At 67.3% G+C, this 22,878-nt stretch carries 19 protein-coding genes and 1 tRNA gene; 12 read left to right on the top strand and 8 right to left on the bottom strand.

Annotated features, from left to right (window positions below; translation table 11 throughout):
- The first annotated feature begins 194 nt into the window (after positions 1–194).
- The 3 genes from IEY07_RS06325 to IEY07_RS06315 are packed head-to-tail and all read left to right on the top strand — an operon-like array spanning position 195 to position 3,417.
- Positions 195–1,514, top strand: a complete 1,320-nt coding sequence (locus IEY07_RS06325; RefSeq protein ID WP_188894296.1) for an extracellular solute-binding protein — start codon at positions 195–197, stop codon at positions 1,512–1,514.
- Positions 1,511–2,545 carry a carbohydrate ABC transporter permease gene (locus tag IEY07_RS06320; RefSeq protein WP_188894295.1) on the top strand — a complete coding sequence of 345 codons (1,035 nt, stop codon included), beginning with the start codon at positions 1,511–1,513 and terminating at the stop codon, positions 2,543–2,545. Before IEY07_RS06325 ends, IEY07_RS06320 begins: the two co-directional genes overlap by 4 nt.
- Positions 2,542–3,417 (top strand): carbohydrate ABC transporter permease, encoded by an 876-nt coding sequence (locus IEY07_RS06315; RefSeq protein WP_188894294.1) that lies wholly within the window; start codon positions 2,542–2,544, stop codon positions 3,415–3,417. Before IEY07_RS06320 ends, IEY07_RS06315 begins: the two co-directional genes overlap by 4 nt.
- On the opposite strand, the gene IEY07_RS06310 is transcribed toward IEY07_RS06315, so the two are convergent.
- The 5 genes from IEY07_RS06310 to IEY07_RS06290 all read right to left on the bottom strand — a co-directional run bounded on the left by IEY07_RS06310 (position 3,410) and on the right by IEY07_RS06290 (position 11,197).
- Positions 3,410–4,138 carry an SPFH domain-containing protein gene (locus tag IEY07_RS06310; RefSeq protein WP_229669765.1) on the bottom strand — a complete coding sequence of 243 codons (729 nt, stop codon included), beginning with the start codon at positions 4,136–4,138 and terminating at the stop codon, positions 3,410–3,412. The genes IEY07_RS06315 and IEY07_RS06310 overlap by 8 nt on opposite strands.
- Positions 4,139–4,634: 496 nt before the next feature.
- Positions 4,635–4,823 carry a DUF6104 family protein gene (locus IEY07_RS06305; protein WP_188894293.1) on the bottom strand — a complete coding sequence of 63 codons (189 nt, stop codon included), beginning with the start codon at positions 4,821–4,823 and terminating at the stop codon, positions 4,635–4,637.
- Positions 4,824–4,829: 6 nt separating this feature from the next.
- Positions 4,830–8,657 (bottom strand): multifunctional oxoglutarate decarboxylase/oxoglutarate dehydrogenase thiamine pyrophosphate-binding subunit/dihydrolipoyllysine-residue succinyltransferase subunit, encoded by a 3,828-nt coding sequence (locus tag IEY07_RS06300; RefSeq protein WP_188894292.1) that lies wholly within the window; start codon positions 8,655–8,657, stop codon positions 4,830–4,832.
- 157 nt (positions 8,658–8,814) lie between these two features.
- On the bottom strand, positions 8,815–9,825 hold the full coding sequence (locus tag IEY07_RS06295; RefSeq protein WP_188894291.1) for an N-acetylglucosamine kinase: 1,011 nt from the start codon (positions 9,823–9,825) through the stop codon (positions 8,815–8,817).
- Positions 9,826–9,865: 40 nt separating this feature from the next.
- A complete protein-coding gene (locus IEY07_RS06290) occupies positions 9,866–11,197 on the bottom strand; it encodes a glycosyltransferase 87 family protein (protein WP_188894290.1) in 1,332 nt (443 codons plus the stop codon).
- Positions 11,198–11,327: 130 nt separating this feature from the next.
- Between IEY07_RS06290 and IEY07_RS06285 the strand changes: the two genes are divergently transcribed.
- A complete protein-coding gene (locus IEY07_RS06285; RefSeq protein WP_188894289.1) occupies positions 11,328–11,696 on the top strand; it encodes a VOC family protein in 369 nt (122 codons plus the stop codon).
- Here the strand turns inward: IEY07_RS06285 and IEY07_RS06280 are convergent.
- Positions 11,681–12,592, bottom strand: a complete 912-nt coding sequence (locus IEY07_RS06280) for a LysR family transcriptional regulator (protein ID WP_229669764.1) — start codon at positions 12,590–12,592, stop codon at positions 11,681–11,683. The genes IEY07_RS06285 and IEY07_RS06280 overlap by 16 nt on opposite strands.
- 54 nt (positions 12,593–12,646) lie before the next feature.
- Here IEY07_RS06280 and IEY07_RS06275 point away from each other — a divergent pair, with 54 nt between their 5' ends.
- Together IEY07_RS06275 and IEY07_RS06270 are read left to right on the top strand one after the other, a co-directional pair.
- Positions 12,647–13,639 (top strand): bile acid:sodium symporter family protein, encoded by a 993-nt coding sequence (locus IEY07_RS06275; protein ID WP_229669763.1) that lies wholly within the window; start codon positions 12,647–12,649, stop codon positions 13,637–13,639.
- A 4-nt stretch (positions 13,640–13,643) separates the two neighbouring features.
- The gene (locus tag IEY07_RS06270) at positions 13,644–14,114 is read left to right on the top strand and encodes an AAA family ATPase (protein ID WP_188894287.1); all 471 of its coding nucleotides are present in this window, start codon (positions 13,644–13,646) and stop codon (positions 14,112–14,114) included.
- Here IEY07_RS06270 and IEY07_RS06265 read toward each other — a convergent pair.
- The gene (locus tag IEY07_RS06265) at positions 14,099–14,584 is read right to left on the bottom strand and encodes a hypothetical protein (RefSeq protein WP_229669762.1); all 486 of its coding nucleotides are present in this window, start codon (positions 14,582–14,584) and stop codon (positions 14,099–14,101) included. The genes IEY07_RS06270 and IEY07_RS06265 overlap by 16 nt on opposite strands.
- On the opposite strand from IEY07_RS06265, the gene IEY07_RS06260 reads away from it, so the two are divergent.
- Positions 14,553–14,954 carry a hypothetical protein gene (locus IEY07_RS06260; protein WP_188894285.1) on the top strand — a complete coding sequence of 134 codons (402 nt, stop codon included), beginning with the start codon at positions 14,553–14,555 and terminating at the stop codon, positions 14,952–14,954. The genes IEY07_RS06265 and IEY07_RS06260 overlap by 32 nt on opposite strands.
- Before the next feature lie 70 nt (positions 14,955–15,024).
- On the opposite strand, the gene IEY07_RS06255 is transcribed toward IEY07_RS06260, so the two are convergent.
- Positions 15,025–15,096, bottom strand: a tRNA-Arg gene (locus IEY07_RS06255).
- Positions 15,097–15,297: 201 nt separating this feature from the next.
- Between IEY07_RS06255 and lysA the strand changes: the two genes are divergently transcribed.
- The 5 genes from lysA to rho all read left to right on the top strand — a co-directional run bounded on the left by lysA (position 15,298) and on the right by rho (position 22,796).
- Positions 15,298–16,695, top strand: coding sequence for a diaminopimelate decarboxylase (gene lysA / locus IEY07_RS06250; protein ID WP_188894284.1), 1,398 nt, complete (start codon positions 15,298–15,300; stop codon positions 16,693–16,695).
- Positions 16,696–16,899: 204 nt separating this feature from the next.
- Positions 16,900–18,228, top strand: a complete 1,329-nt coding sequence (locus IEY07_RS06245) for a homoserine dehydrogenase (RefSeq protein ID WP_188894283.1) — start codon at positions 16,900–16,902, stop codon at positions 18,226–18,228.
- A gap of 61 nt (positions 18,229–18,289) precedes the next feature.
- Complete coding sequence (gene thrC / locus IEY07_RS06240) at positions 18,290–19,372, top strand: threonine synthase (RefSeq protein ID WP_188894465.1); 1,083 nt, start codon at positions 18,290–18,292, stop codon at positions 19,370–19,372.
- Positions 19,360–20,283 (top strand): homoserine kinase, encoded by a 924-nt coding sequence (gene thrB, locus IEY07_RS06235; RefSeq protein WP_188894282.1) that lies wholly within the window; start codon positions 19,360–19,362, stop codon positions 20,281–20,283. The genes thrC and thrB overlap by 13 nt, the downstream gene beginning before the upstream one ends.
- Positions 20,284–20,747: 464 nt before the next feature.
- The gene (gene rho / locus IEY07_RS06230) at positions 20,748–22,796 is read left to right on the top strand and encodes a transcription termination factor Rho (protein ID WP_229669760.1); all 2,049 of its coding nucleotides are present in this window, start codon (positions 20,748–20,750) and stop codon (positions 22,794–22,796) included.
- The last annotated feature ends 82 nt before the right edge of the window (positions 22,797–22,878 follow it).

Below are 22,878 nucleotides of genomic sequence, written 5' to 3'. Positions count from 1 at the left end.
TGGTCGGGCAACCTGTGGGTTTCGCCGGATTCCCTTGACTTCGACAAACACGCTGGGGTACTAGTTGAGAAACCGATTGCCCACGTCCGCCGTAATCGATGGGCGGGTGGTCGGCGCGATCGAAGAGTCATCGAGGACTTGGAGGTGCCGGTGCAGAGTCGCATGGGTGGAGGTCGCAGGGGCTGGGGTCGCGGATGAGCGGCCGGTTCAGTCGCCGCCGACTGCTGGCCGGCGCAGCAACCGCGGCAGGAGTGGCCGCGGCCGCATCGGCCTGTGGATCCGGTGGCGGCAACACGACGCTGACGATCATGGGGAACCACCCGTCGGAGATCACCGACTCCGATGTGGCCGGATTCTCCAAGAAGTATCCGAATGTCAAGATCAAATTCGTCACCAACTCGGTGCAGTTGCTGACCGCGATGTTCGCGGCGGGTGATCCGCCCGACATCATCCGTGATCAAGGCGTGCAGAACACGCCCTACCTGGTCAAGCGCGATCTGGCCGAGGACCTGGCGCCGTACTTCGCCAGGAGCACCGTGCTGACCGACGACAAGATCGCCGCCGTCGACGACGTCTGGCGCTACGACGGATCGGTCCAGGGCAAGGGCCCGCGCTACGGCCTGGCCAAGGACTACTCGCAGGACGCGATGTTGTGGTGCAACCTGCGGGTCTTCGAGAAGGCAGGGGTCGAGCCGCCGGATCCGACCAAGCCGATGTCGTATGAGGAGATGCTCGACGTCGCCAAGCGGATCACCCGGCGCAAGGGCGCGCAGTATTCGGCGTACGGGTTGTATCCGCCGTTCGACGTCAGCCTCAGCGCAGGCGTGATCAACATGGTCACGTCGGCCGGCGGATCGGTCTTCAACGACGACTACACCAAGGTTGATTTCTCTGCCCCAGAGGCGAAATCGGCGCTGCAGTGGTATTTGGACTACGCCGACGCTCAGGTCGGTCCGACCGTCGCGCGACCACTGGCTGCCGGCGCGGCCGCGGCCTTCTTCGCCGATCAACTCGGCATGGTCGGCTACGGCTACTGGTTCGGCGGCGAGGTCGCCAGCAACCCGCAGGTCCAGGACCACGTCCGGTTCGTCACCGCACCGCAGTTCGGCTCGACCCGGACCTCACCGTGCTTCGCGGCGGTGGGGCACTGGATCCCGAAGACCTCCCAGCACAAGCAGGAGGCGTGGAACTTCTTCGAGTGGTATTTCGGCGAGCAGCCGGCGATCGACCGGGCCAAGTCCGGTTGGGGACTGCCCGGCATCACCGCGATGAATGCCGACCTGCCGGAGGTCAAGCCGTACCAGAAGCAGGCTCTTGACGTCCAGAACGCCGAATTCAGCCACATGTCGGTGCTGAAGTACTCGCCGTACGTGGCCTTCACCGCTCTGGACGCCTCGCTGAGCCAGGCCTTCGTGAAGGGACTCGAGTCCGGGCTCTCTGCCGGCAGGCTGGCCGATCTCGTCAACGACACGCTCAATCCGCTGCTGGAGCAAGGAAAGGAGCTGGTCGCATGACCACCGCCGAAGCCCCGGCCACGATCCGATTGCCGGCAGATGTCCAAGCGGCAGCGCCGCGGGGCTGGAAACGCTACCGGGCTCGTACGTTCTACGCCTTCGTCTCACCGTGGCTGGCGGGGTTCATCCTGCTGACGCTCTTTCCCCTGGGATACGCGCTCTGGTTGAGTTTCACCAACTTCGACGGCATGACCGGCCACTACCGCTACGTCGGACTGGACAACTACGCCGACATCTTCCGGGACCCGGATGCCCTGCACTCGCTGGGCCGGACCGCCCTCTACACCGTGATCACCGTGCCGGCGGCGATCATCATCGGCACCGCGTTGGCGGTGCTGGTGAACCGGCCGGTCCGCGGCCGCGCCGCCTTCCGGGCGATCTTCTACCTGCCGGCGGTGGTGCCCATCGTGGCATCGGCGCTGTGCTTCAAGATGCTCTTCGACTCAGACTTCGGCCTGCTGAATCACATCTTCAACCAGCTCCACCTGCAGACCATCCAGTGGCTGGCGGATCCGCTGGTGTTCTGGGTGATGATCGCGATGACCCTCTGGGGCGTCGGCGGCACCATGATCATCTCTCTGGCCGGCCTGCAGGGCATCCCGGGCGAGCTGATCGAGGCTGCCAAGGTCGACGGGGCTAACGCCTGGCGGGCATTCACCCGGATCAGCCTGCCCCTGCTGTCACCGATCATCCTCTTCGAGGTGATCACCGGCGTGATCGCCAGCATCCAGGCCTTCATTCCGGCACTGCTGCTGTCCATTCAGTCCGGCACCGTGGCCGCGACCTCGGTGCCGCAGAGCAACTACCTCTTCATGATCCACGCCTACGCGCAGTACTTCGACTACGGCCGGTTCGGCTACGCCTCGGCCCTGTTGTGGGCGCTGTTCATCCTGATCCTGGTGCTGACTGCGGTGATCTTCAAGGTCAGCGGCCGGGCGGTCTTCTACGAGAGCGGACCGGACGAGGCGGCCCAGGCCGCCGCCGGGCAGGCCGCCGGAGAACAGGCCACGGGCGGAAAGGTGGAGCGATGAGCAGAGCGGTTGAGGCTCCCGTGGCCGGGGGACTGAACCGCCGGCCGGCGAGGCCGAGGGCGGTCGCCGGCCGGACCGGTCTCTACGTGCTGTTGGTGATCGTGGCACTGATCTTCCTGGTCCCGCTGCTGTGGCTGCTGTCGCTGTCGCTGAAGAGCGAGGGCGAGCTGTCCACCCCGGCCTGGCTCCCGAAGACCCTGCAGTGGTCGAATTTCAAGGACGCCGTCACGTTGATCCCGTTCGGGAAGTACGTGACCATCTCGGTGTTCCTGGCGATCGTCCAGTCGGGATTGGCGACGCTCAGCTCGGCATTGACGGGCTTCGGCTTCGCTCGACTGCGGGCGAGGGGCAAACGAGCACTGTTCCTGGTCGTCGTCGCGACCCTGATGCTGCCCCAGATCGTCACGGTCATCCCGACCTACTTGATCTTCGCCCGGGTGCATCTGGTCTACACCTATTGGCCGTGGGTGCTGTGGGGGCTCGCAGGATCTGCGTTCCTGATCTTTCTCTTCCGGCAGACCTTCGCGAGCATCCCGATGGACCTGGAAGATGCTGCGATCATCGACGGCTGCGGCTACTTCCGGATCTTCTGGCGGATCTTCCTGCCGATGGCCAAGGCGGTGCTGGTAGCCGGTTTCGTGCTGTCTTTCACCGCCGCCTGGGGCGACTTCATCACCCCGTCGTTGTTCCTGGACTCCGACCACACGACACTCGCGGTCGGGCTCAGCGGCGGTTATACGACAGCTGCCGGCACGCCGATCTACACCGCCCTGGCCGCCGGCTCGGTGCTCTACGTGCTCCCCGTTCTGATCTTGTTCATCGTCGCCCAGCGCGGCTTCATCAACGGCTTCGTCACCTCGGGCCTCAAGTAGCCGCGGACTCGGCGCCCAGACCGATGACGATCTTGGTGCCGGACGGCGCCGCCTGCACCAGGCGCAGACGGGCCAGTGCCGGGTGATCATCGAGCAGCTTCGCCGCATTGGCCAGCGAACGAAGCGCGGCCGTCTCCGCCCGGGCGGCCTCCAGCTTGGCCTGGCCCTGGCGCTGGACAACCAGTGCCTCGAGGACGGCAGTGCGCAGTTCCGTCGGCAGCAGGACGTCCTCGATCTCGACGCTGCGGACGCCGATCCCGACCTCAGCACCCGCCCGGGTGGCCGCCTCGGTCAGGACCCGACCAAGATCAGTGCGGGCCGCACCGAGCAGCTGGCCCGACTCCAGCTCGGACACCGCGTCCCGCAGCGTACGCTGTACGGCGGCGTAGACCAGATCGGACGGAGCGGTCGCGACCTGGTCGTAGGCGACCGGATCCTCAATGTAAGAACGGATCTGTGCCGACACCTTGACCTGGATACCGTCAACGGTCGGGATCTCCTGCAGCGCGATCGCGGACAGCTGATCACGGATGTCGACCGTGCGGTAGCGGGTACGGCGGCGACGGCGGTAGCGGCCGGGCTCGAGTACGCGGGAGAGCCGGCCGTCGAGGAATTCGAGAGTGCGCTGATGCGCGCCGACGGTGATCGAGAACAGGGTCGTGGTCGCCCGGTCCGTCGTCGATCGCGCTGTGTGCATGGTCATGGTTGTGGGCATGGTCATGGTCCGGCCTCCTTTCGTCCGCGCCGGTAACGGGTCGTGGTTCCTGTCGTGTGATCACTGCGGACGTACGGCCTACCACGCGGACGAAAGGGCGGCGACAGGCGTCGGCATGGGGCGGGCGATGTCGGCCTGACCATCGCCGCCACAGGATGCCGGCTCCTCGACGTCGCCGCCCGATCGCCCTGGAGTAAGGGAATCGAACCCTGACGCGTGGTGAGCGCGTGCCATTCCTTGGCGAGCTCCGGGTACGACGCGTGCAATCTGACCGCTGACGACGGCTTCAGCACTGATCCGGGGCGAGAAGAAACCGTACGCCGCTCACTCGCCCGAGGCCACGGATTTTCGCCCCGCCCGCAGGCTCAAACTTCGAGTTTGCGCATCCTCGCTCCAGTTCGCACCGGCGTGTCGGACCCGCAGGGTCAAACCTTGAAGTTCGGGCGGGCCCATGTCGGAGGCCGGACGCACAGGAGGGGTCGGCGAGAGCAGCGCTCCGGCGCTATACCGGGTCGTCGTCGAGGTCGTCGTCGCTGCGCGCCAGCCAGGTGGCGAAGCGCTCGATCGGTGTCTCGAACTCCGGATTGAGGTCGACGAAGGTCCGCAATTGTTCGGCGAGCCAGGCGACGGTGACCTCCTCGTCACCGCGCCTGGACTCGAGCTCCTCGATGCCGCGATCGGTGAAATACATCGCGGCTCAGCCGAGAGCAGCAGCCATCAGCTGCTTCTGCTCCTGCTCGTGCACCTTGTGCGAACCGGTCGCCGGGGCGGAGGAAGCGGGCCGGGTGACCGGGACCAACGGGCGGTTGACACCCAGTTCGGCCAGCTCCGCGGGCAGGTTGAGAGCCAGGTACGGCCAGGCGCCCTGGTTCTTCGGCTCGTACTGCACCCAGGTGACCTGCTCCAGATTCGGATACTTGGCGATCTCCGCGGCGATCTCGGCGGCCGGGAGCGGGTAGTAGCGCTCCAGCCCGACGACGGCGATCTGCTCGCCGAGACCCTGCTTGTCCCGCTCGGCCGCCAGGTCCCAGCGGGCCATCCCGCTGGTCAGCAACAGCTTGCGGACCCGCGCGGGGTCGGCGATCGACGGATCTCCGAGCACCGGCTTCCAGCTGCCCTCGGTGAATTCGCTCGGATCGGATGCCGCGGCCTTCATCCGGAGCATCCGCTTCGGCGTCATGACGATCAACGGTTTGTGGTTGGACCCCAGCGCATGGTTGCGCAGGAGATGGAAGTGGCTGGCCGCCGTCGAGGGCTGGGCGACCACGAATGCATCGTCGGCCGCCAGCTGCAACCAGCGTTCGATCCGGGCCGACGAGTGGTCCGGACCCTGGCCCTCATAGCCGTGCGGCAGCAGCAGCACGACACCGGATTTCTGGCCCCACTTGGCGTAACCGGCGGTGATGAATTCGTCGATGATCGTCTGGGCACCGTAGGCGAAGTCGCCGTACTGCGCCTCCCACAGCACCAGCGCCTCCGGGCGGGCCACCGAGTAGCCGTATTCGAAGCCCATCGAGGCGTATTCGCTGAGCAGGGAGTTGAAGACGTGGAACTTGCCCTGGTGCGGATCCAGGTGCGCGAGCGGGATCCAGACGTCGGCGTTCTTGCGATCCACGATCGCTGCGAACCGCTGGGAGAAGGTGCCGCGACGGGTGTCCTGGCCGGTGAGCCGGACCGCGCGCCCCTCGATCATCAGCGAACCGAGAGCCAGCAGCTCACCGGTCGCCCAGTCAATCGGGCCGTCGGCGATCTGCTGCGCCCGGCGTTGCAGCTGCGGCAGCACCTTCGGGTGCACGGTGAAGCCGTCCGGGATGTTCAGGTGCGCATCGGCGATCCGCTTCAGGGTCTCGGCATCGATCGCGGTGCCGTGGTTCGACGCCGGCTTCTCCGGATACTTCGCGGCGCGCAGATATTCCTCGTCGTCCGATGCGCTGTTGGTCTCGCGCACCTCCTCGAAGACGCTCTCCAGCCGGGATTGGAACCGGGTGAGCACGCTCTCGGCGTCCTCGATGGTGATGTCGCCACGGCCGATCAGCGCCTCCGCGTAGAGCTTGCGGACGCTGCGCTTCTTGGAGATCAGGTCGTACATCAGCGGCTGGGTGATGCTCGGGTCGTCGCCCTCGTTGTGGCCGCGGGTCCGGTAGCAGACGAGGTCGATGACGACGTCCTTGTTGAATTCGCGGCGGAAGTCGTACGCCAACCGGGCGACCTGGATGCAGGCCTCGGGATCGTCGCCGTTGACGTGGAAGATCGGCGCCTGGATCATCCGCGCCACGTCGGTGGCGTAGGTGGACGACCGGCCCTCACCGGGAGCGGTGGTGAAGCCGACCTGGTTGTTGACCACGACATGGATGCTGCCGCCGGTCCGGTAACCGCGCAGCTGGGACAGGTTGAGTGTTTCGGCCACCACGCCCTGGCCGGCGAAGGCCGCATCACCGTGCACGAGCACCGGCAGGACGGGATATTCGTCGCCGCGGTCCAGGATGTCCTGTTTGGCCCGGGCGATGCCCTCGAGCACGGGGTCGACCGCCTCGAGATGGCTGGGGTTGGCGGCCATCGAGGTCTTGATCGTGTTGCCGTCCAACGAGGTGAACTTGCCCTCGGCCCCGAGGTGGTACTTGACGTCGCCGGAGCCCTGCACCGTCCGGGGATCGATGTTGCCCTCGAACTCGCGGAAGATCTGGCTGTAGGACTTGCCGACGATATTGGCCAGTGCGTTCAGCCGGCCGCGGTGCGACATCCCGATGGTCACCTCTTCGAGATGATCATCGGCCGCCTGCTCGCAGACCTCGTCCAGCAAGGCGATCGCCGATTCGCCGCCCTCGAGGCTGAACCGCTTCTGGCCGACGTACTTGGTCTGCAGGAAGGTCTCGAAGACCTCGGCTTCGTTGAGTTTGTCCAGGATCCGCAGGTGTTCCTCGCGCGGCAGCGACTCGTGCGGCCGCTCCACGCGATTCTGGATCCAGCGGCGCTGCTCGCGCTCCTGGATGTGCATGTACTCGATGCCGACCGTACGGCAGTAGGAGTCGCGCAGGATGCTGAGGATCTTGCGCAGGGTCATCCGGCCGGAACCGTCGGCGAATTCACCGGTGGCGAATTCCCGGTCGAGGTCCCACAAGGTCAGCTCGTGGGTCTGCACGTCGAGATCAGGATGATCACGCAGGTGATACTCGATCGGGTCGATGTCGGCCATCAGGTGACCGCGCACCCGATAGGCGTTGATCAACTCGAAAACCCTTGCCTGCTTGGAAACCTGATCCTCGTGCAGGGTGCTTCGATCGACCGCCCAACGGATCGGCGCGGTCGGCACGCGCAACGCGGAGAAGATCTCGTCGTAGAAACCGTTCTCGCCCAGGAGCAGGCTGTGCAGCTTGGCCAGGAACTCACCCGACAGTGCGCCCTGGATGACCCGGTGGTCGTAGGTCGAGGTGAGCGTCAGGACCTTGGACACGCCGAGGCCGGCGAGCCGCTCCGGGTTGGAGCCCTGGAACTCGGCCGGGTAGTCCATCGAGCCGACGCCGATGATCGCGCCCTGGCCGTTCATCAGGCGGGGGACCGAGTGATTGGTGCCGATGGTGCCCGGATTGGTCAGCGAGATCGTGGTGCCGGCGAAGTCGGCGACCGTGAGCTTGTTGGCACGGGCCCGTTTGACGATGTCCTCATACGCCGTCCAGAACTGCGCGAAGTCGAGATCCTCGGCACTCTTGACGCTGGGCACCACGAGTTGCCGGGTGCCGTCGGGCCGCGGCAGATCGATGGCCAGCCCGAGATTGATGTGCCGCGGCCGGATCAGGGTCGGCTTGCCGTCGACGACGTCGTAGGCGACGTTCATGTCCGGCACCTGCTTGAGTGCCTGCACCAGGGCGTAGCCGATGATGTGGGTGAAGGACACCTTGCCGCCACGGGAGCGGCGCAGGTGATTGTTGATCACGATCCGCTGGTCGATGAGCAGCTTGACCGGCAGCGAGCGGACGCTGGTTGCGGTCGGCACCGTCAGCGAACTGTCCATGTTGAGCGCGGTCCGCATCGGCGCGCCGCGCAACACGATCCGCTCCGGTTCGTCGGATGCAGTCTCGGGCCGGGCGGCCGGGTTGGGCGGGTCGGCCGGCAGGCCGGCGCCGGTGGCGCGCTGGTTGGTTGACGGCCGCTTCGACTCCACAGTGGCCTGTGGTGAGGTGGCCTGCGGTGCGGTAGCAGGGCGATTCGCAGGAGCAGCGGGTTGGACGGGAGCCGGTTTGGTAGGGGCCGGCTCGGCGGGGGCGGGTGACGCCTGAACTGGCTTGGTGGTCTGACCGTTGGAACCGGCGCTGCCGTTTCCGGCCGGCGCGATCGGGGCAGACTGCGGGGCGCCCTTGTCGGCGAAGAAGCGGGTCCAACCGGGATCAACCGATTTCGGATCGGCGAGGTACTGCTCGTACATCTGCTCGATCAGCCAGTCGTTGGCTCCGAAATCGTCAGTCGCGACCTGACCGGTGGAGCCATTGCCTGGAGCGTGTGCAGTTGTTGGGTCGGGCGCGGGGGCCACGTTCGCCTTCTTCCGGTTGATTCTCAGTTACCCGTGTGCCGCGAACTTGCATCAGGCACTCCGTCCAGGCTACCGAATGGCTGAGACCACAACGGTAACTGGTACGGCGTGCCCGTAGTACGACAGGTCGATATTCGCCCGGCCGGTGCAGCGGCCGTCATTCGGCCGGCTGTTCCAGCCCGGCGAGGGTGCCGGCGAGTCGGTCGTGGACGACGGGATCGGGCACGTGGTCCAGGTCACCGAGCGCCAGCCACAGCGCCCCGACCAGGCCTGAGGTCGCGGTCAACACCGGGCTGCCGAGCGAGATGTCGATGCGGTCGGTGAACGCCTGCCGGATCGGCCGGGCGGAGAGCAGCACCGATCCGGTGGCGACCACCGGCAGCCCGGGCCGCGGATCCAGATCGAGCACCAGCCCGGTCAGGATGTCGGCCGCGCGAGCCGCGATCGATGCGGCCGCCGGATCGGAGTCGACCAGCCTGGTCACCAGCGGGGCCAGTTCGGCCAGCGCGATCGGCGGCCGGTCATAGGGGAGGCGCAGCAGGGAGGCCAGCGAACGGTCGGCGTGGAGCCCGTCGGTGTCGAGCCCGCCGGTGTCGAGCCCGTGGCCGTCCAGTCGGTCGATGACCTGCCGGGTGAGGTCGCTGCGGCGGACCCCGGCCTGTACCTCGGTCAGGGCCAGTCGGACGGCCTCGCGGCCGAGCCAGAACGCTCCGCCCTCGTCGCCGAGCAGCCAACCCCAGCCGCCGCGCCGGCAGATCATCTCGCCGTGGTCGATCTCGGCCGCTGCGGATCCGGTACCCGCGATCACCACATATCCGTGGGCCAGCGGGCTGCCCGAGGCGTACGCGACCCCGAGGTCGGAGACGATCCGCGACACCGCCGCGGCGGCACCCAGGCTGGTGTGCAGGAATCCGGGTCCGGCGGACGTCGCGGTGTTGTAGCCGGCCATGCCGAGCACGACCGCGGCGACCGCGGACGGTTCGACCCCGGCCTGTTCCAGGGCTCGCGAGGTCGCCGTACGGATCCGCGCTGCCGAGGTCTCCAGCCCGACCGCGTTGGGGTTGCCGCCGGTTTCACGGGTGACCGCGAGGACCGATCCGGTGAGGTCGGCGACCCCGACCCTGGTCGACGTGCCGCCGACATCGGCGCCGAGAACCACCCGTTTCATGGCACCGGTCTCACGGCAAGCACTCTCACGGCAGCCGGTCTCACGGCAGCCGGACGGAGCCGAGCACGTCGGGATCCGGCCGCCGTCCGGTGGCGCGCCAGGCAACCGCCGTGATCGCGATCGTGAAGACCAGCAGACAGAGGTTGCGGATCAGCAGCAGGATTGTGGAGAGCACGAACATCCGGCCGTGCGGTGCCTCGTACAGGCCGGTATAGGTGAGCGGATAGACCAGATGGGTGATCAACGCCAGCACCAGCAACTGGATGGCGAACCGGGAGAAGATCGTCGGCCGGCCGCGGACGTCCCTTGATCTCATGATCAACATCGCGGCCATCGGTCCGCCCAACCAGACCAGATATTGCGGGCTGAGCGTCTTGTTGGTGATGGTCATGATCGCGATGGTGGCCAGGATCATCACCCCGATCGTCCCGCTGGTCGGATTCGGCGTCCGGTAGCCGCGGGCGTAGAGCATGATCATGATCACCAGGCCGACCAGGGTCGCGACCGTGCTGATCACCAACCAGGCGCCGACACCAGGCCCGAACACCTCGAATGCCTGATACCGGGACATCCCCACGACCCAGGTCCGCGGATGCGCGATCCTCAGCACCATCAGTGCGGTCGACCAGACCGACTCGATCTGCAGGCCGCGATCGGACTGCCAGGTCAGGGGCGACACCAGTCGCGGCAGGCCGCCGGTGATCAGGCTGACCACGGCCAGTCCGACTCCGGCCACGGCGAAACCCAACAGGGTGTTCCGCCGCCCGCGCCGGGCCGCGGTGAACGGGAAGATCAACAGTGCCGGCCAGAGCTTGATCGCGGCCGCCACGCCGGTCAGCACGCCGGTGATCGCCGGGCGTCGCCGGCACAACAACACCGCGCTGCCGGCCAGCACGGCGGGCACCAGATCGAAGCGGAGGTAGCAGAGCGGACCCATCAGGAAGACGAACCAGACCCAGAAGGTCAGGCCGGCGTCGCGGCGCCTTCCGGCGGCCCGCCAGAGGGCGTACGCAAAGACGGCGTCCAGCGCCATCATCAGACCGATGAACGCGGCCTGGTACCCATGGTGGGTGCCGGCGCCGATGCCGTACGGGATCGACAGCATCCAGACGACCGGAGTGGGATATTCGTTCAGCGTCTGGCTGAGGCCTACCTCGCCGAGCGCGGCGATCTTGCGCCAGTAGTAGGTGACATCACCGGTGGCGACATTCTCGACGGTTGCTGCCAGCAGAACCATGATCGCGCGGGTGACGACCCAGGTGACCACTACCGGTACGCCGCCACGACGGGTCGCCGTCGGACCGGCGGACACCGCTGGTTGCGCGGTCGATGGCTGGCTGGACACGTCCTTCTCCGGTCGGCTGTTGGGCACCGTGAACCTATCATCCGCCACCGGTCGGACACCCGCGAGATATCGCGGGGTCGCGGTACGGAAACCCCGGCCGGCGCTAGCATCCTTACACCAGCGGGTGTCCCGATCCGCCCGACCGCGGAGGCTGACGATGCGACTGCTCCAGATCGCCCAACACGCGGAGGATCTCGACCGCGCGGCCGCCTGGTACGAGCAGGTGCTGCAGACCGCTCCGGCGGCGCGCTTCGATCCGCCCGGCCTGCTGTTCTTCCAGCTGGACGACGTCCGTCTGTTGCTGGACCGTGCGGCTCCGTCGGCGCTGATCTACCTCGCTGTGCCCGACGTCCGCCAGACCGTGGAGACGTTGCGGACCGACGGCGTCACGATCGACAGTGAGCCGCACGTGATCTTCAGCCACGACGACGACACCCTGGGACCGGCCGGGTCGACGGAGTGGATGGCGTTCGTCCGCGACTCCGAGTCCAATCTGGTCGGGCTGGTCAGTCAGCTGCGTTCGTAGAGAGTGCGGTGATCGACGAGCACGGCGTCGATCAGCGCCCGGGTCGCCGCCGGGACCGTACGCCGTCGGGTGATCAATACGAAGTCGGTCGAGCCGAGGCGGGGAAGGTCCGGTGTGTCGATCTCGACCAGTCCGGCAGGGATCAGTGACCGGGAGAAGGGCATCACGCCCAGCCCGGCCAGGGCGGCTGCCCTCAGACCGCTGAGGCTGCCCGACGTACAGACCGTCCGGTAGCCGCGGTCGGCCCGCTCCAGGACCAGTACGGCCCGATCACGGGTGACGCTCGGCGGGGGATAGACGATCAGGGGAACCGGCTCGCGATGGTCGAGCACCAGGTCGCCGGATCCCACCCAGACCAGCGTGTCGGTGAAGACCAGGCGTGCGCCGCCGGCATCGGAGGAGTTGTCCGGGGACCGCTTGACCAGGACCAGGTCCAGTTCCCGGGCGCGGAGCCGGCGGTGCAGCTGCTCACTCAGCCCGACGGTGAGTTCGAGATCGATACCGGGGTGCCCGGAACGGAAGCGGCGCAGCAGGTCCGGCAGCCTGGAGAGCGCGAAATCCTCCGAGACGCCGAACCGCACCCGACCACGCGGGCCCGCCGACTCCACGGACCGGAAGGCATCGTCGTTCAGCTCCAGCATCGACCGGGCGACGCCGGTCAGCGATTCGCCCTCGGCGGTCAGGGTGACGCTGTGGGTGTCCCGGACCAGCAGCCGGACGCCCAGGGTCTGTTCGAGCCGCCGGATGTGCTGGCTGACCGCCGACTGGCTCAGGCCGAGTCGGCGGGCAGCGGCCGAGAAGCTCAACAGATCGGCGACCTGGAGGAAGGTGCGCAGCCACGGAAGCTCGAGATCGCGCGGTGCGACCATCGACTGGCTATCACGTTCTGCGGTCACAGTTAGAACTGTATGCCGGTTTTGCGTATGCCGCGGATGGGCGAGGATAGGGACGTGGCGAAAGTGCGGTTACCCGGCTGGCTGGACCTGTTCATCGTGTCGTTGTTCGCGGTGATCATCCTCGCGACCGTGCTGCCCGCCCGCGGCAGTGGGGTGGCGGTCTTCGACCATCTCTCCACGGCTGCCGTGTGCCTGCTGTTCTTCCTGCACGGCGCGAAACTGTCGCCCGAGAACGCGATCAACAGCATCACCCGCTGGCGCTTCCAGCTGCTGGTCCTCGGTTTCACCTTCGTGTTGTTCCCGGTGATCGGGTTGCTGCTGCATCCGTTGCGGTCCTCGCTCCTGACGCCGACGCTGTACGCCGGTGTGCTCTTCTTGTGCGTGCTGCCGTCGACAGTGCAGTCCTCGATCGCCTTCACCTCGATCGCCAGGGGCAACGTCGGACTGGCGATCAGCTCGGCCTCGGCGTCCAACGTGCTCGGCGTGGTCATCACCCCGCTGCTGTCAGGCCTGCTGCTCGGCTCGGAGGTCAAGATCACGATCGGCTCGGTGGTGCGGATCGTTCTGCAGTTGCTGGTGCCGTTCCTGGTCGGGCAGTTGCTGCATCGTCGCATCGGCTCGTGGCTCGCGGCCCACAAACCGGTGGTCAACATCGTCGACCGCGGCTCGGTGCTGCTGGTCGTCTACACCGCCTTCAGCACCGCTGTGGTCGAGGGACTCTGGCACATCGTTGCCGCCCCTCGACTGGCCCTGGTCGTGCTGATCAGCATCGTGGTGCTGGCCGTCGTGCTGAGCATCACCTTCCTCCTCGGCTGGCTGCTCTCGATGCCGCGCGAGGACCGGATCGTCCTTGTCTTCGCCGGGTCCAAGAAGAGTCTGGCCAGCGGGCTGCCGATGGCGACGTTGCTGTTTCCCAGCGCCACCGTCGGCTTCATCATCCTGCCGGTGATGATCTATCACCTGATCCAGTTGATCACCTGCGCGGTGCTGGCCCGGGTCTGGTCGCGTACGGCCGTTGAAGAGCCCGCAGCGGCCGTACGGGTCTGATGGGGTGAGCGCGGACGCGTCCTGCCGAGTCCTGGTCACCGGGCTGTCCGGGGTCGGGAAGTCGAGCGTTCTGGCGGCCCTGGCAGGGCGTGGCTATCGGGTGGCCGACACCGACTACGACGAATTGTCGCTCTTCGACGAGAGCGGCGACTGGGTCTGGAATGTCGATCGGATCCGGCGATTGCTGGAATGCAACGAACAGATTGTCATCGGGGGAACAGCATCGAACATGTCAGAGCTGCTGCCGCGGTTCGATCGGGTGATCCTGCTGAGCGCTCCGGCCGAGGTGATGATCGAGAGGCTGGCGACCCGGACCAACAACCCGTACGGCAGCTCGACAGATCAGCAGGCGGAAGCCGTTGCCTACAAGCAGTCTGTCGAGCCGCTGCTGCGACGGATGGCGACGATCGAGATCGACACCCGGGCACCGCTGCACGAAGTGGTCGCAAGAATTCTTGATCAACTGCGGAACTGACCACATCCGGCACGCGTCCTAATGCCAGTCAGGGCGGTTCGGATCCCGATGATTCGCCCGCCTATGATTCGGTGCGCCATCGGGCAGCAGCCTGATGCCCCGGAGAAGTGAACAACGTCGATTAGGGGTTCTATCGCAATGCGAATTCGGACAGTTACCTTGAGCGCCGCCGCGCTCGCTTGTGTCGCGCTTGCCGGCTGCAGCAGCTCCGGAGGTGACAGCGCGGCGGGGGCTCCGTCTGCTGCAACCTCCTCGGCACCGTCTTCCGCGCCGTCTTCGGTGGGTGCACCGACATCATCAGCTCCGTCGTCTGCGCCATCCTCGGCCCCGGCCACCTCGGCACCCGCCTCGGCACCGTCGTCGGACGAGTCCTCCGCGTCGACTCCGACCAAGGCGTCGAAGCCGGTCACGGTCAACAAGTCGTTCAATGACAAGGTCATGGGTGACAAGGGCACGGTGCTGAAGGTCATCCGCAACTATCAGCCCTCAGCCAAGTCCAAGGCCAAGTATTCGGCGCTGGCAGACGAGGAGGTCGTGCTGGTCGAGGTGAAGGTGACCTCGAGCTCGAAGTACTACGACTCGGTCGGGGCCACCTCGTTCTTCATCGCGGGCGCGCCGGGCACCAATGACGCGTCGACCACGATCCTGGACAGCGAGATCAAGTCCAAGGGCTACAAGCCGCTGCCGGACGCCGAGGAGGGCAAGAGCACGTCTGGGTGGATCGTGTTCACCCCGGACAAGGGCGGCAAGCACCTGAAGCTGGACTTCAAGCGGCTCGCGGCCCAGACGTCTGACGGTAAGAAGATCCCGGCGAAGGACTTCATGATCCCGCTCGACTGAGTCGACACCAGGATCCGCATGATCAAGGGGCCACAGCGTCGTGGTGTTCTTGATCAGGCTGAGAAGCCGGCGCCCCCGGTAGGATTCGAACCTACGCTCCCGCCTCCGGAGGGCGGTGCTCTATCCCCTGAGCTACGGGGGCCAGCTGGCCCGATCCGATGCGAGACCGGTTTTTGGGCCGTGGAGAAACATACCAGGCTCGACGGTCCGGTTACGAATGCAATCGCGCGTTCGGCCCCACGACCCCTGGGCGGCCGCGGAACTCCAGTGGTCCCGACGTCGGCGTGCCCACCTCTTGACCCGCCGGAGCGCTGGCCCGAAGACGATCTGGCAGAGTTTCCCCATGTCCCACACCCACGTGGCCGGGTCCATCCATGCCGACGTCTCGCTGGCGCCGGTCTGGCTCGGCCTGCCCGACGACGTCAACGAGCTGCTGCCGAAGCTGTGGAGCCGCAACGCCGCCAAGAACGGCGACGGCGAGTTGACGGTGGCCGGCCTGACGGTCTCCGAGATCGCCGACCAGGTCGGGACGCCGGCCTATGTCTTGGACGAAGATGATCTTCGTGCTCGGGCCCGGGACTATGCCACCTCGTTCGCCGGCTGGGGCGTCTACTACGCCGGGAAGTCCTTTCTCTGCAAGGCGGTCGTGCGGTGGATCGCCGAGGAGGGACTGAATCTCGACGTCTGCACCGGCGGGGAGCTTGCGGTCGCGCTGGCCGCAGGGATGGACCCGGCAAGGATCGGACTGCACGGCAACAACAAGAGCGAGGAGGAGCTCGCGACCGCGCTGCGGGTCGGCGTCGGGCGGATCATCGTCGACTCCGACGAGGAGATCGGCCGGCTGATCGGTCTCAGTGATCAACTCGACGCCCGGCCGCAGCTGATGGTCCGGGTCACCGCCGGGGTCGAGGCGCACACCCACGAATACATCTCGACGGCCCACGAGGATCAGAAATTCGGCTTCTCGATCGCCGGCGGCCAGGCGGCTGCCGCGCTGCGCCGGATCCATGATCATCCGCGGCTGCAGCTGCTCGGCATCCATTCCCACATCGGGTCCCAGATCTTCGATGCCGAAGGGTTCGAGGTGGCCGTACGCCGTACGCTCCGGTTGCACGCAGCATTCGCCGCCGAGACCGGCGTCGAGCTGCCCGAGCTCGATCTCGGCGGCGGATTCGGCATCGCCTACACCAGCCAGGACACTCCGGCCACTCCCGCCGAACTGGCAGCGGCTCTGAATGCGATCGTCAAGGCCGAGTGCGGCCTGGCCGGCGTCGTGGTGCCGAAGCTGTCCATCGAGCCCGGCCGGTCGATCAGCGGTCCGTCGGCCTTCACCCTGTACCGGGTCGGGACCGTCAAGCCGGTCCAGCTCGACGGCGGGGCGACCCGGCTCTACGTGTCGGTCGACGGCGGCATGAGCGACAACATCAGAACCGCCCTGTACGGCGCCGAATACTCAGCCACCCTGGCCTCCCGGCGCTCCGGCGCCGAGCCGGCGCTGTCCCGTGTCGTCGGCAAGCATTGCGAAAGCGGTGACATCGTGGTGCGCGACGAGTTCCTGCCCGCCGACATCCGGCCGGGCGACCTGGTCGCCGTCCCGGGCGCCGGGGCGTACAGCCGGTCGATGGCCAGCAACTACAACCACGTGCCGCGGCCGCCGGTGGTGTCGGTCCGTGATGGGGCGATCACCACACTCGTCCGCCGGGAGATGATCGAAGATCTGCTCGCCCTCGACGTCAGCTGAGCGCGGACGCCGGCGCGTGGTTGTCCACATCCGGCGGCATAGTTCCTGCTGGCGCCGCCGATGGGGAACAATGTTGGGGCGTCGTCGCGACACAACCCCAGACTTTGCCGCCGCGCGCCGGGATCCGACCCGTACGACCTGATTGCACGACCTGATTGCACGACCTGATCCGCACGACCTGAGACGACCCACGAGGCCTGCTGAATGAACACCACCGAAGCCGAGCAGCTGTCCGCTGCGGCGCCCCTGCGCGTCGCCGTCCTGGGTTGTGGCAACGTCGGCACGGAGGTGGTCAAGCTGATCACCGAGCGGGGCGACGACCTGGCGATGCGGATCGGCCGGCGGCTGGAGTTGATCGGCGTCGCGGTACGGCGGCCGAGCCTGCCCCGCCCGGGCATCGACGCGGCGCTGCTGACCACCGATGTCGACTCGCTGGTCCGGCGCGACGACGTCGACCTGGTGATCGAGCTGATCGGCGGCATCGAGCCGGCCCGATCCTTGATCATCACTGCACTGGAGCACGGCGCATCCGTGGTGACGGCCAACAAGGCGCTGCTGGCCGAGGACGGCACCACGCTCTACGCAGCCGCCGAGAAGGCAGGCGTCGACCTCTACTTCGAGGCCGCGGTCGCCGGCGCCATCCCGATCATCCGCCCGCTGCGGGAATCGTTGGTCGGCGATGAGATCACCTCGGTGATGGGCATCGTGAACGGCACCACCAATTTCATCCTGGACAAGATGGACAGCGAGGGTTCCAGCTTCGCCGAGACACTCGAGGAGGCCCAGGCACTCGGTTACGCCGAGGCCGATCCGACTGCCGACATCGAGGGATTCGATGCCGCGGCCAAGGCCGCGATCCTGTCCAGCCTGGCCTTCCACAGCCGGGTCAGCAGTGCTGACGTCTACCGCGAGGGCATCACCGAGGTCACTGCCGGTGACATCGCCTCGGCCCGGGAGATGGGCTGCGTGGTCAAACTGCTGGCGATCTGCGCCCTCACCGACCCCGACGATGCCGGCGAACGGGCCGTCTCCGTCCGGGTGCACCCGGCGATGATCCCGCGCAGCCATCCGCTGGCGACGGTCGGCGGCCCGTACAACGCCGTCTTCGTCGAGTCACGGTCGGCGGGCCGGCTGATGTTCACCGGTCCCGGCGCCGGCGGCCAGCCGACTGCATCGGCGGTGCTCGGCGACCTGGTCACCGTGGCCCGCAACCGCCTGCGGGGGGCCGCCGGGCCGGGGGAGTCGAGTTATGCCCAGCGGGCGGTCTCGCCGATCGGCGAGGTCGTCACCCGCTACCACCTCTCCCTCGACGTCGCCGACGTCGTCGGCGTGCTGGCCCGGATCGCCCAGCTGTTCGCCGACTACGGCGTCTCGATCCAGACCGTACGGCAGCAGGGCCGCGAGGCAGACGCCAAACTGGTGATCGTCACGCACCGTGCGACCGACGCCGCCCTGTCGGCCACGGTCGACGCGCTGCAGAAACTGGACGTGGTGACCCAGGTCACCAGTGTCATGAGAGTCGAAGGTGAATGACGTGGGGGATCAGGTGGGGGATCAGGTGGGGGATCGGGTGGGGGATCAGGTGGGAGATCAGATAGCCGTGGAAGCCGCTGCCTCCGGGGTGATCGCCCGCTATCGGGATTGGCTTCCGATCGGGGACGACGACCCTGTGGTCAGCCTCGGCGAGGGCGGTACGCCGCTGGTCCGCGCGCACAGCCTCTCCGACGAACTGCAGTGCGACGTCTGGCTCAAGGTCGAGGGCGCCAACCCCACCGGCTCGTTCAAGGACCGCGGCATGACGGTCGCCGTCTCCAAGGCCCTCGCCGAAGGGGCGACCGCGGTCGTGTGCGCCTCGACCGGCAACACGTCGGCGTCGGCGGCTGCGTACGCCGCCCGAGCCGGGATGCGCCCGATCGTGCTGCTCCCCGCCGGCCGGATCGCCGCCGGCAAGCTTGCCCAGGCAGTCATCCACGGAGCTCACATCGTGCAGTTGGACGGCAACTTCGACGACTGCCTCGACCTCGCCCGGCAACTGGCCGATCAATACCCGGTCGCGCTGGTCAACTCCGTCAATCCGGTCCGCCTCGAGGGTCAGAAGACCGCTGCGTTCGAGATCGTCGACGCGCTCGGCGATGCGCCCGAGGTCCATGTGCTCCCGGTCGGCAACGGCGGCAACATCTCCGCCTACTGGCGCGGCTTCACCCAATACGCCGAAAAGGGCCTGGCGACCCGGCGCCCGAAGATCTGGGGTTTCCAGGCCGCCGGCGCCGCACCGCTGGTCAACGGCGCCCCGGTCGCCGAACCGGACACCATCGCGACCGCGATCCGGATCGGCCGCCCGGCCTCGACCGAATTGGCGGTCGCGGCCAAAAACGAATCCGGCGGCGGCTTCTGGGCTGTCAGCGACACCGAGATCATGAACGCCCAGGCCTATCTCGCCCAGCGCGAAGGCGTGTTCGTCGAGCCAGCATCGGCGGCCGGTGTCGCCGGGCTGCTGTCACTGGCCGAACGGGACGAGGTGCCGGCCAGACTGTCGATCACCGTCACGGTGACCGGACACGGGCTGAAGGACATCGACACCGCGTTGAGCGCTCTGCCGTCGCTCAACGGCGGGCCGGTGGAGGCCGAGGTCGTCCCCGCCGAACTCGGCGCAGTGGCACAGGCATGCGGCCTCTGACTCTCCCGGCCGGCCGTACGGCCACTGTCGAGGTGCCGGCCACCAGCGCCAACCTAGGCCCTGGCTTCGACTGCCTCGGCCTGGCACTGGACTGGCGGGACAGCATCACCGTCGCGACCACCGGCCCGTCAGAGCCTGGAGCTGTGGTGGAGATCGAGGGTGAGGGTTCGGCGACATTGCCCCGGGGTGCCTCCAATCTGATCGTCGCGAGTTTGCAGGCGGGTCTGGACCGACTCGGAGTCCGGTTCGACGGCCTGCGGGTCCGAGTCCGCAACACGATCCCGCAGGGCCGCGGCCTCGGATCCTCGTCGGCTGCGATCGTCGCCGGACTGACCGGCGCGCATGCGCTGGCCCGCCCCGGCGAGGAATTCGAACCCGCAGACTGGCTGCCGCTCGCGGACCGGATCGAAGGGCATCCCGACAATGTGGCTGCCGCGCTGTTCGGCGGCCTGGTGCTGGCGTACGAAACCGTGACGGACCGTCGCGTGGCCGCCGTCACCACAGCAGTGCATCCGGACCTCGGCGGCCTGGTGCTCATTCCGGAGCAACCGCTGGCAACCGACGTCGCGCGGTCGCTGTTGCCGTCGGAGGTGCCGCACCGCGACGCCGCGGCCAACGCGGGTCGGGCGGCGTTGCTGGTGCATGCGCTGACCGCGGCGCCGGAACTGATCTTCGACGCCACCGCCGACCGGTTGCACCAGTCGTATCGCGCGCCGGCGATGCCGGAGTCGTACGCGCTGCTCACCGCCCTGCGCGACCACGGATTGGCGGCGGTCGTCAGTGGGGCGGGCCCGAGCTTGCTGGTGATCGGCCGCCGGGCGGACCTGGAGCCGGCGACCGCGCTGGTGCCCGCCGGGTTCCGGGTCGTTGCGGTCGGCGTCGGGCCCGGCGCGGGAATTCTGCCGTCCTGAGCAGTGTTGGCACGAGTGCGGGCAGCGGAGATCCTGACTGTGAATTTGCCATGACTCGCGGTGTGATTACCCGGAATTGATACCCGTGGTGCTAGCCTGAGGGCTGCTGGTGGATCGCTATCCCCGCACCGGATGACTCCCGAGTCCCAGGACATCTTCCTCACGGGTAGTTTTCGCGTGGATGCCAGGGTCCCCAGCGTCAGCGCCCGGGTCAGGCGCATCCGGTACGAATTCTGGTTCGTCGCCAGAGGTCTACCAACCCAAACCGTGCCGCCGAATTCTGGCGAGCGGGTACCGGACCCGAACACCAAGATCGTTGCCTGAGAGAGAACAAGCGCCACTGCGAAGACTGTGAATCGCTCTTGCGAGATCAGGCGCGAACTGTGGGCTGCGGCAGCCGGGTGGCTGCCGTCGGGTGCCCACAGATCAGGGCCCACCAGAGGGCCGAATCCGAAAGGAAACACGTGACAGATACCGCCGAGGTGACCAGCACCGAGTCCGCGCGCAAGCGCAAGGGCACCGGATTGGAATCGCTGGTCCTGCCCGAGCTGAAGCAGATCGCATCCCAGTTGGGCCTCAAGGGCACAGCGGGCATGCGGAAGGGTCAGCTGATCGAGGCAATCCAGTCGGCGCAGTCCGGACCGTCTGCGGCCAGTGGTGGCCAGACGTCTCGGCGTACCCGGTCGGCCAAGAGCCAGCCGGACACCACCGTCAATCAGGATGACAGAGGTTCCGCCCAGCCGACGCTGCCGCAGAACCACGAGCAGCCGGCGTCCACGCAGGTCGCCACCGAGGCTGCCGGCCGGCCCAGCGACGCCGACCGGGCCCAGCTCGAGCAGGCAATCCGCGACCGCGTGAGTCGCGAGCGACCGAACCGCGAGCCCGCGGTCGCCGAGAAGCATGACCGTGCCGAGAACGGGAGGACCGATAATCAGGTCGGCAACCGGGCCGACAACACCACCGGCGGGTCCGACATCGCCGAGACCGAGACGCGCGAGCGGACCGGACGCCGCGATGCCAACGGCGAGCAGTCCGAGGGTGGCAATCGGGAGCAGGGTCGCGACCGCCAGCAGGGCCGCGAGCGCCAGCGCAACGACGGCCAGAACCGGTCCGACCAGAGCAGCCGCGACACCAATCGTGACGGCAATCGCGACAACTCCGGCCGGGACAACAGCAGCCGGGACAACAGCAGCCGGGACAACAGCAGCCGGGATAACAGCAACCGGGATAACAACAACCGCGACAGCAACAGGGACAACCGGGACGACGACGGCGGCGGCCGTCGCGGACGTCGGCGGCGCAACCGTGACCGGCAGAACCGGCGCAATCGCGGCGGCGGCCTGGAGCGGCTCGAGGCCGAGCCGGTGGTGTCGGAGGACGATGTCCTCGTCTCCGCCGCCGGCATCCTCGACGTCCTGGACAACTACGCTTTCGTCCGGACCAGCGGCTACCTGCCCGGGTCGAACGACGCGTACGTCTCGCTGTCGATGGTGAAGAAGTACGGGCTGCGCAAGGGTGACGTGATCACCGGCCAGATCCGCGAGCCCAAGGACGGCGAGCGCCGGGAGAAGTTCAACCCGCTGGTCAAGATCGACAGCGTCAACGGCACCGATCCCGAGCTGGCCAAGGGCCGTGCGGACTTCGGCAAGCTGACCCCGCTCTACCCCAACGTCCGCTACAAGCTCGAGACCACGCCGACCAACCTGACCGGTCGGCTGATCGATCTGGTCGCCCCGATCGGCAAGGGTCAGCGCGGCCTGATCGTCGCTCCGGCCAAGGCCGGCAAGACGATGGTCATGCAGTCGATCGCCAACGCGATCACCGCGAACAACCCGGACGTGCACCTGATGGTCGTTCTCGTCGACGAGCGCCCGGAAGAGGTCACCGACTGGGAGCGTTCGGTCCGCGGCGAGGTGATCAGCTCCACATTCGACCGTCCGGCGGATGATCACACGACAGTCGCCGAGCTGGCGATCGAACGGGCCAAGCGCCTGGTCGAGCTCGGCAAGGACGTCGTCGTACTGCTCGACGGCATCACCCGACTGGGCCGGGCCTACAACCTGGCGGCTCCCGCCTCCGGCCGGATCCTGTCCGGTGGTGTCGACTCCGCCGCTCTCTACCCGCCGAAGAAGTTCTTCGGCGCTGCCCGCAACATCGAGAACGGTGGCTCGCTGACGATCCTCGCCACCGCGCTGGTCGAGTCGGGGTCGAAGATGGACGAAGTGATCTTCGAAGAGTTCAAGGGCACCGGCAACATGGAGCTGCGGCTCAAGCGGGAGTACGCCGAGAAGCGGATCTTCCCGGCCATCGACGTCGATTCCTCCAGCACCCGTCGCGAGGAACTGCTGATGGGCAAGGAAGAACTCGCGGTCATCTGGCGGCTGCGCCGGTTGCTGGCCAGCATGGACGGTCAGCAGGCACTGGAGACGATGCTCGACCGGCTCCGCAAGACCCAGACCAACAACGAGTTCCTGGTTGCGATCACCAAGACCATGCCCGGCCAACGCGACTAGTTCACTGCGTCCGCTCCCTGCCGCTGCCGCGATCGGGGCGCTACCAATAGCCGGTTCCGAGGGACGACCCCCGTACCCCCGG

It is taken from the genome of Microlunatus endophyticus (assembly GCF_014646195.1).
GTDB lineage: Bacteria > Actinomycetota > Actinomycetes > Propionibacteriales > Propionibacteriaceae > Microlunatus > Microlunatus endophyticus.
This window is presented reverse-complemented; position numbering and strand designations above follow the sequence as displayed.

What these genes read in the sequence shown, in the direction of transcription:
- IEY07_RS06325 (WP_188894296.1), top strand. Translation starts at nt 195, where the DNA reads ATGAGCGGCCGGTTCAGTCGCCGCCGACTGCTGGCCGGCGCAGCAACC.
- IEY07_RS06320 (WP_188894295.1), top strand. Translation starts at nt 1,511, where the DNA reads ATGACCACCGCCGAAGCCCCGGCCACGATCCGATTGCCGGCAGATGTC.
- IEY07_RS06315 (WP_188894294.1), top strand. Translation starts at nt 2,542, where the DNA reads ATGAGCAGAGCGGTTGAGGCTCCCGTGGCCGGGGGACTGAACCGCCGG.
- IEY07_RS06310 (WP_229669765.1), bottom strand. Translation starts at nt 4,138, where the DNA reads ATGACCATGCCCACAACCATGACCATGCACACAGCGCGATCGACGACG.
- IEY07_RS06305 (WP_188894293.1), bottom strand. Translation starts at nt 4,823, where the DNA reads ATGTATTTCACCGATCGCGGCATCGAGGAGCTCGAGTCCAGGCGCGGT.
- IEY07_RS06295 (WP_188894291.1), bottom strand. Translation starts at nt 9,825, where the DNA reads ATGAAACGGGTGGTTCTCGGCGCCGATGTCGGCGGCACGTCGACCAGG.
- IEY07_RS06285 (WP_188894289.1), top strand. Translation starts at nt 11,328, where the DNA reads ATGCGACTGCTCCAGATCGCCCAACACGCGGAGGATCTCGACCGCGCG.
- IEY07_RS06260 (WP_188894285.1), top strand. Translation starts at nt 14,553, where the DNA reads ATGGGTGACAAGGGCACGGTGCTGAAGGTCATCCGCAACTATCAGCCC.
- IEY07_RS06265 (WP_229669762.1), bottom strand. Translation starts at nt 14,584, where the DNA reads ATGACCTTCAGCACCGTGCCCTTGTCACCCATGACCTTGTCATTGAAC.
- lysA (WP_188894284.1), top strand. Translation starts at nt 15,298, where the DNA reads ATGTCCCACACCCACGTGGCCGGGTCCATCCATGCCGACGTCTCGCTG.
- IEY07_RS06245 (WP_188894283.1), top strand. Translation starts at nt 16,900, where the DNA reads ATGAACACCACCGAAGCCGAGCAGCTGTCCGCTGCGGCGCCCCTGCGC.
- thrB (WP_188894282.1), top strand. Translation starts at nt 19,360, where the DNA reads ATGCGGCCTCTGACTCTCCCGGCCGGCCGTACGGCCACTGTCGAGGTG.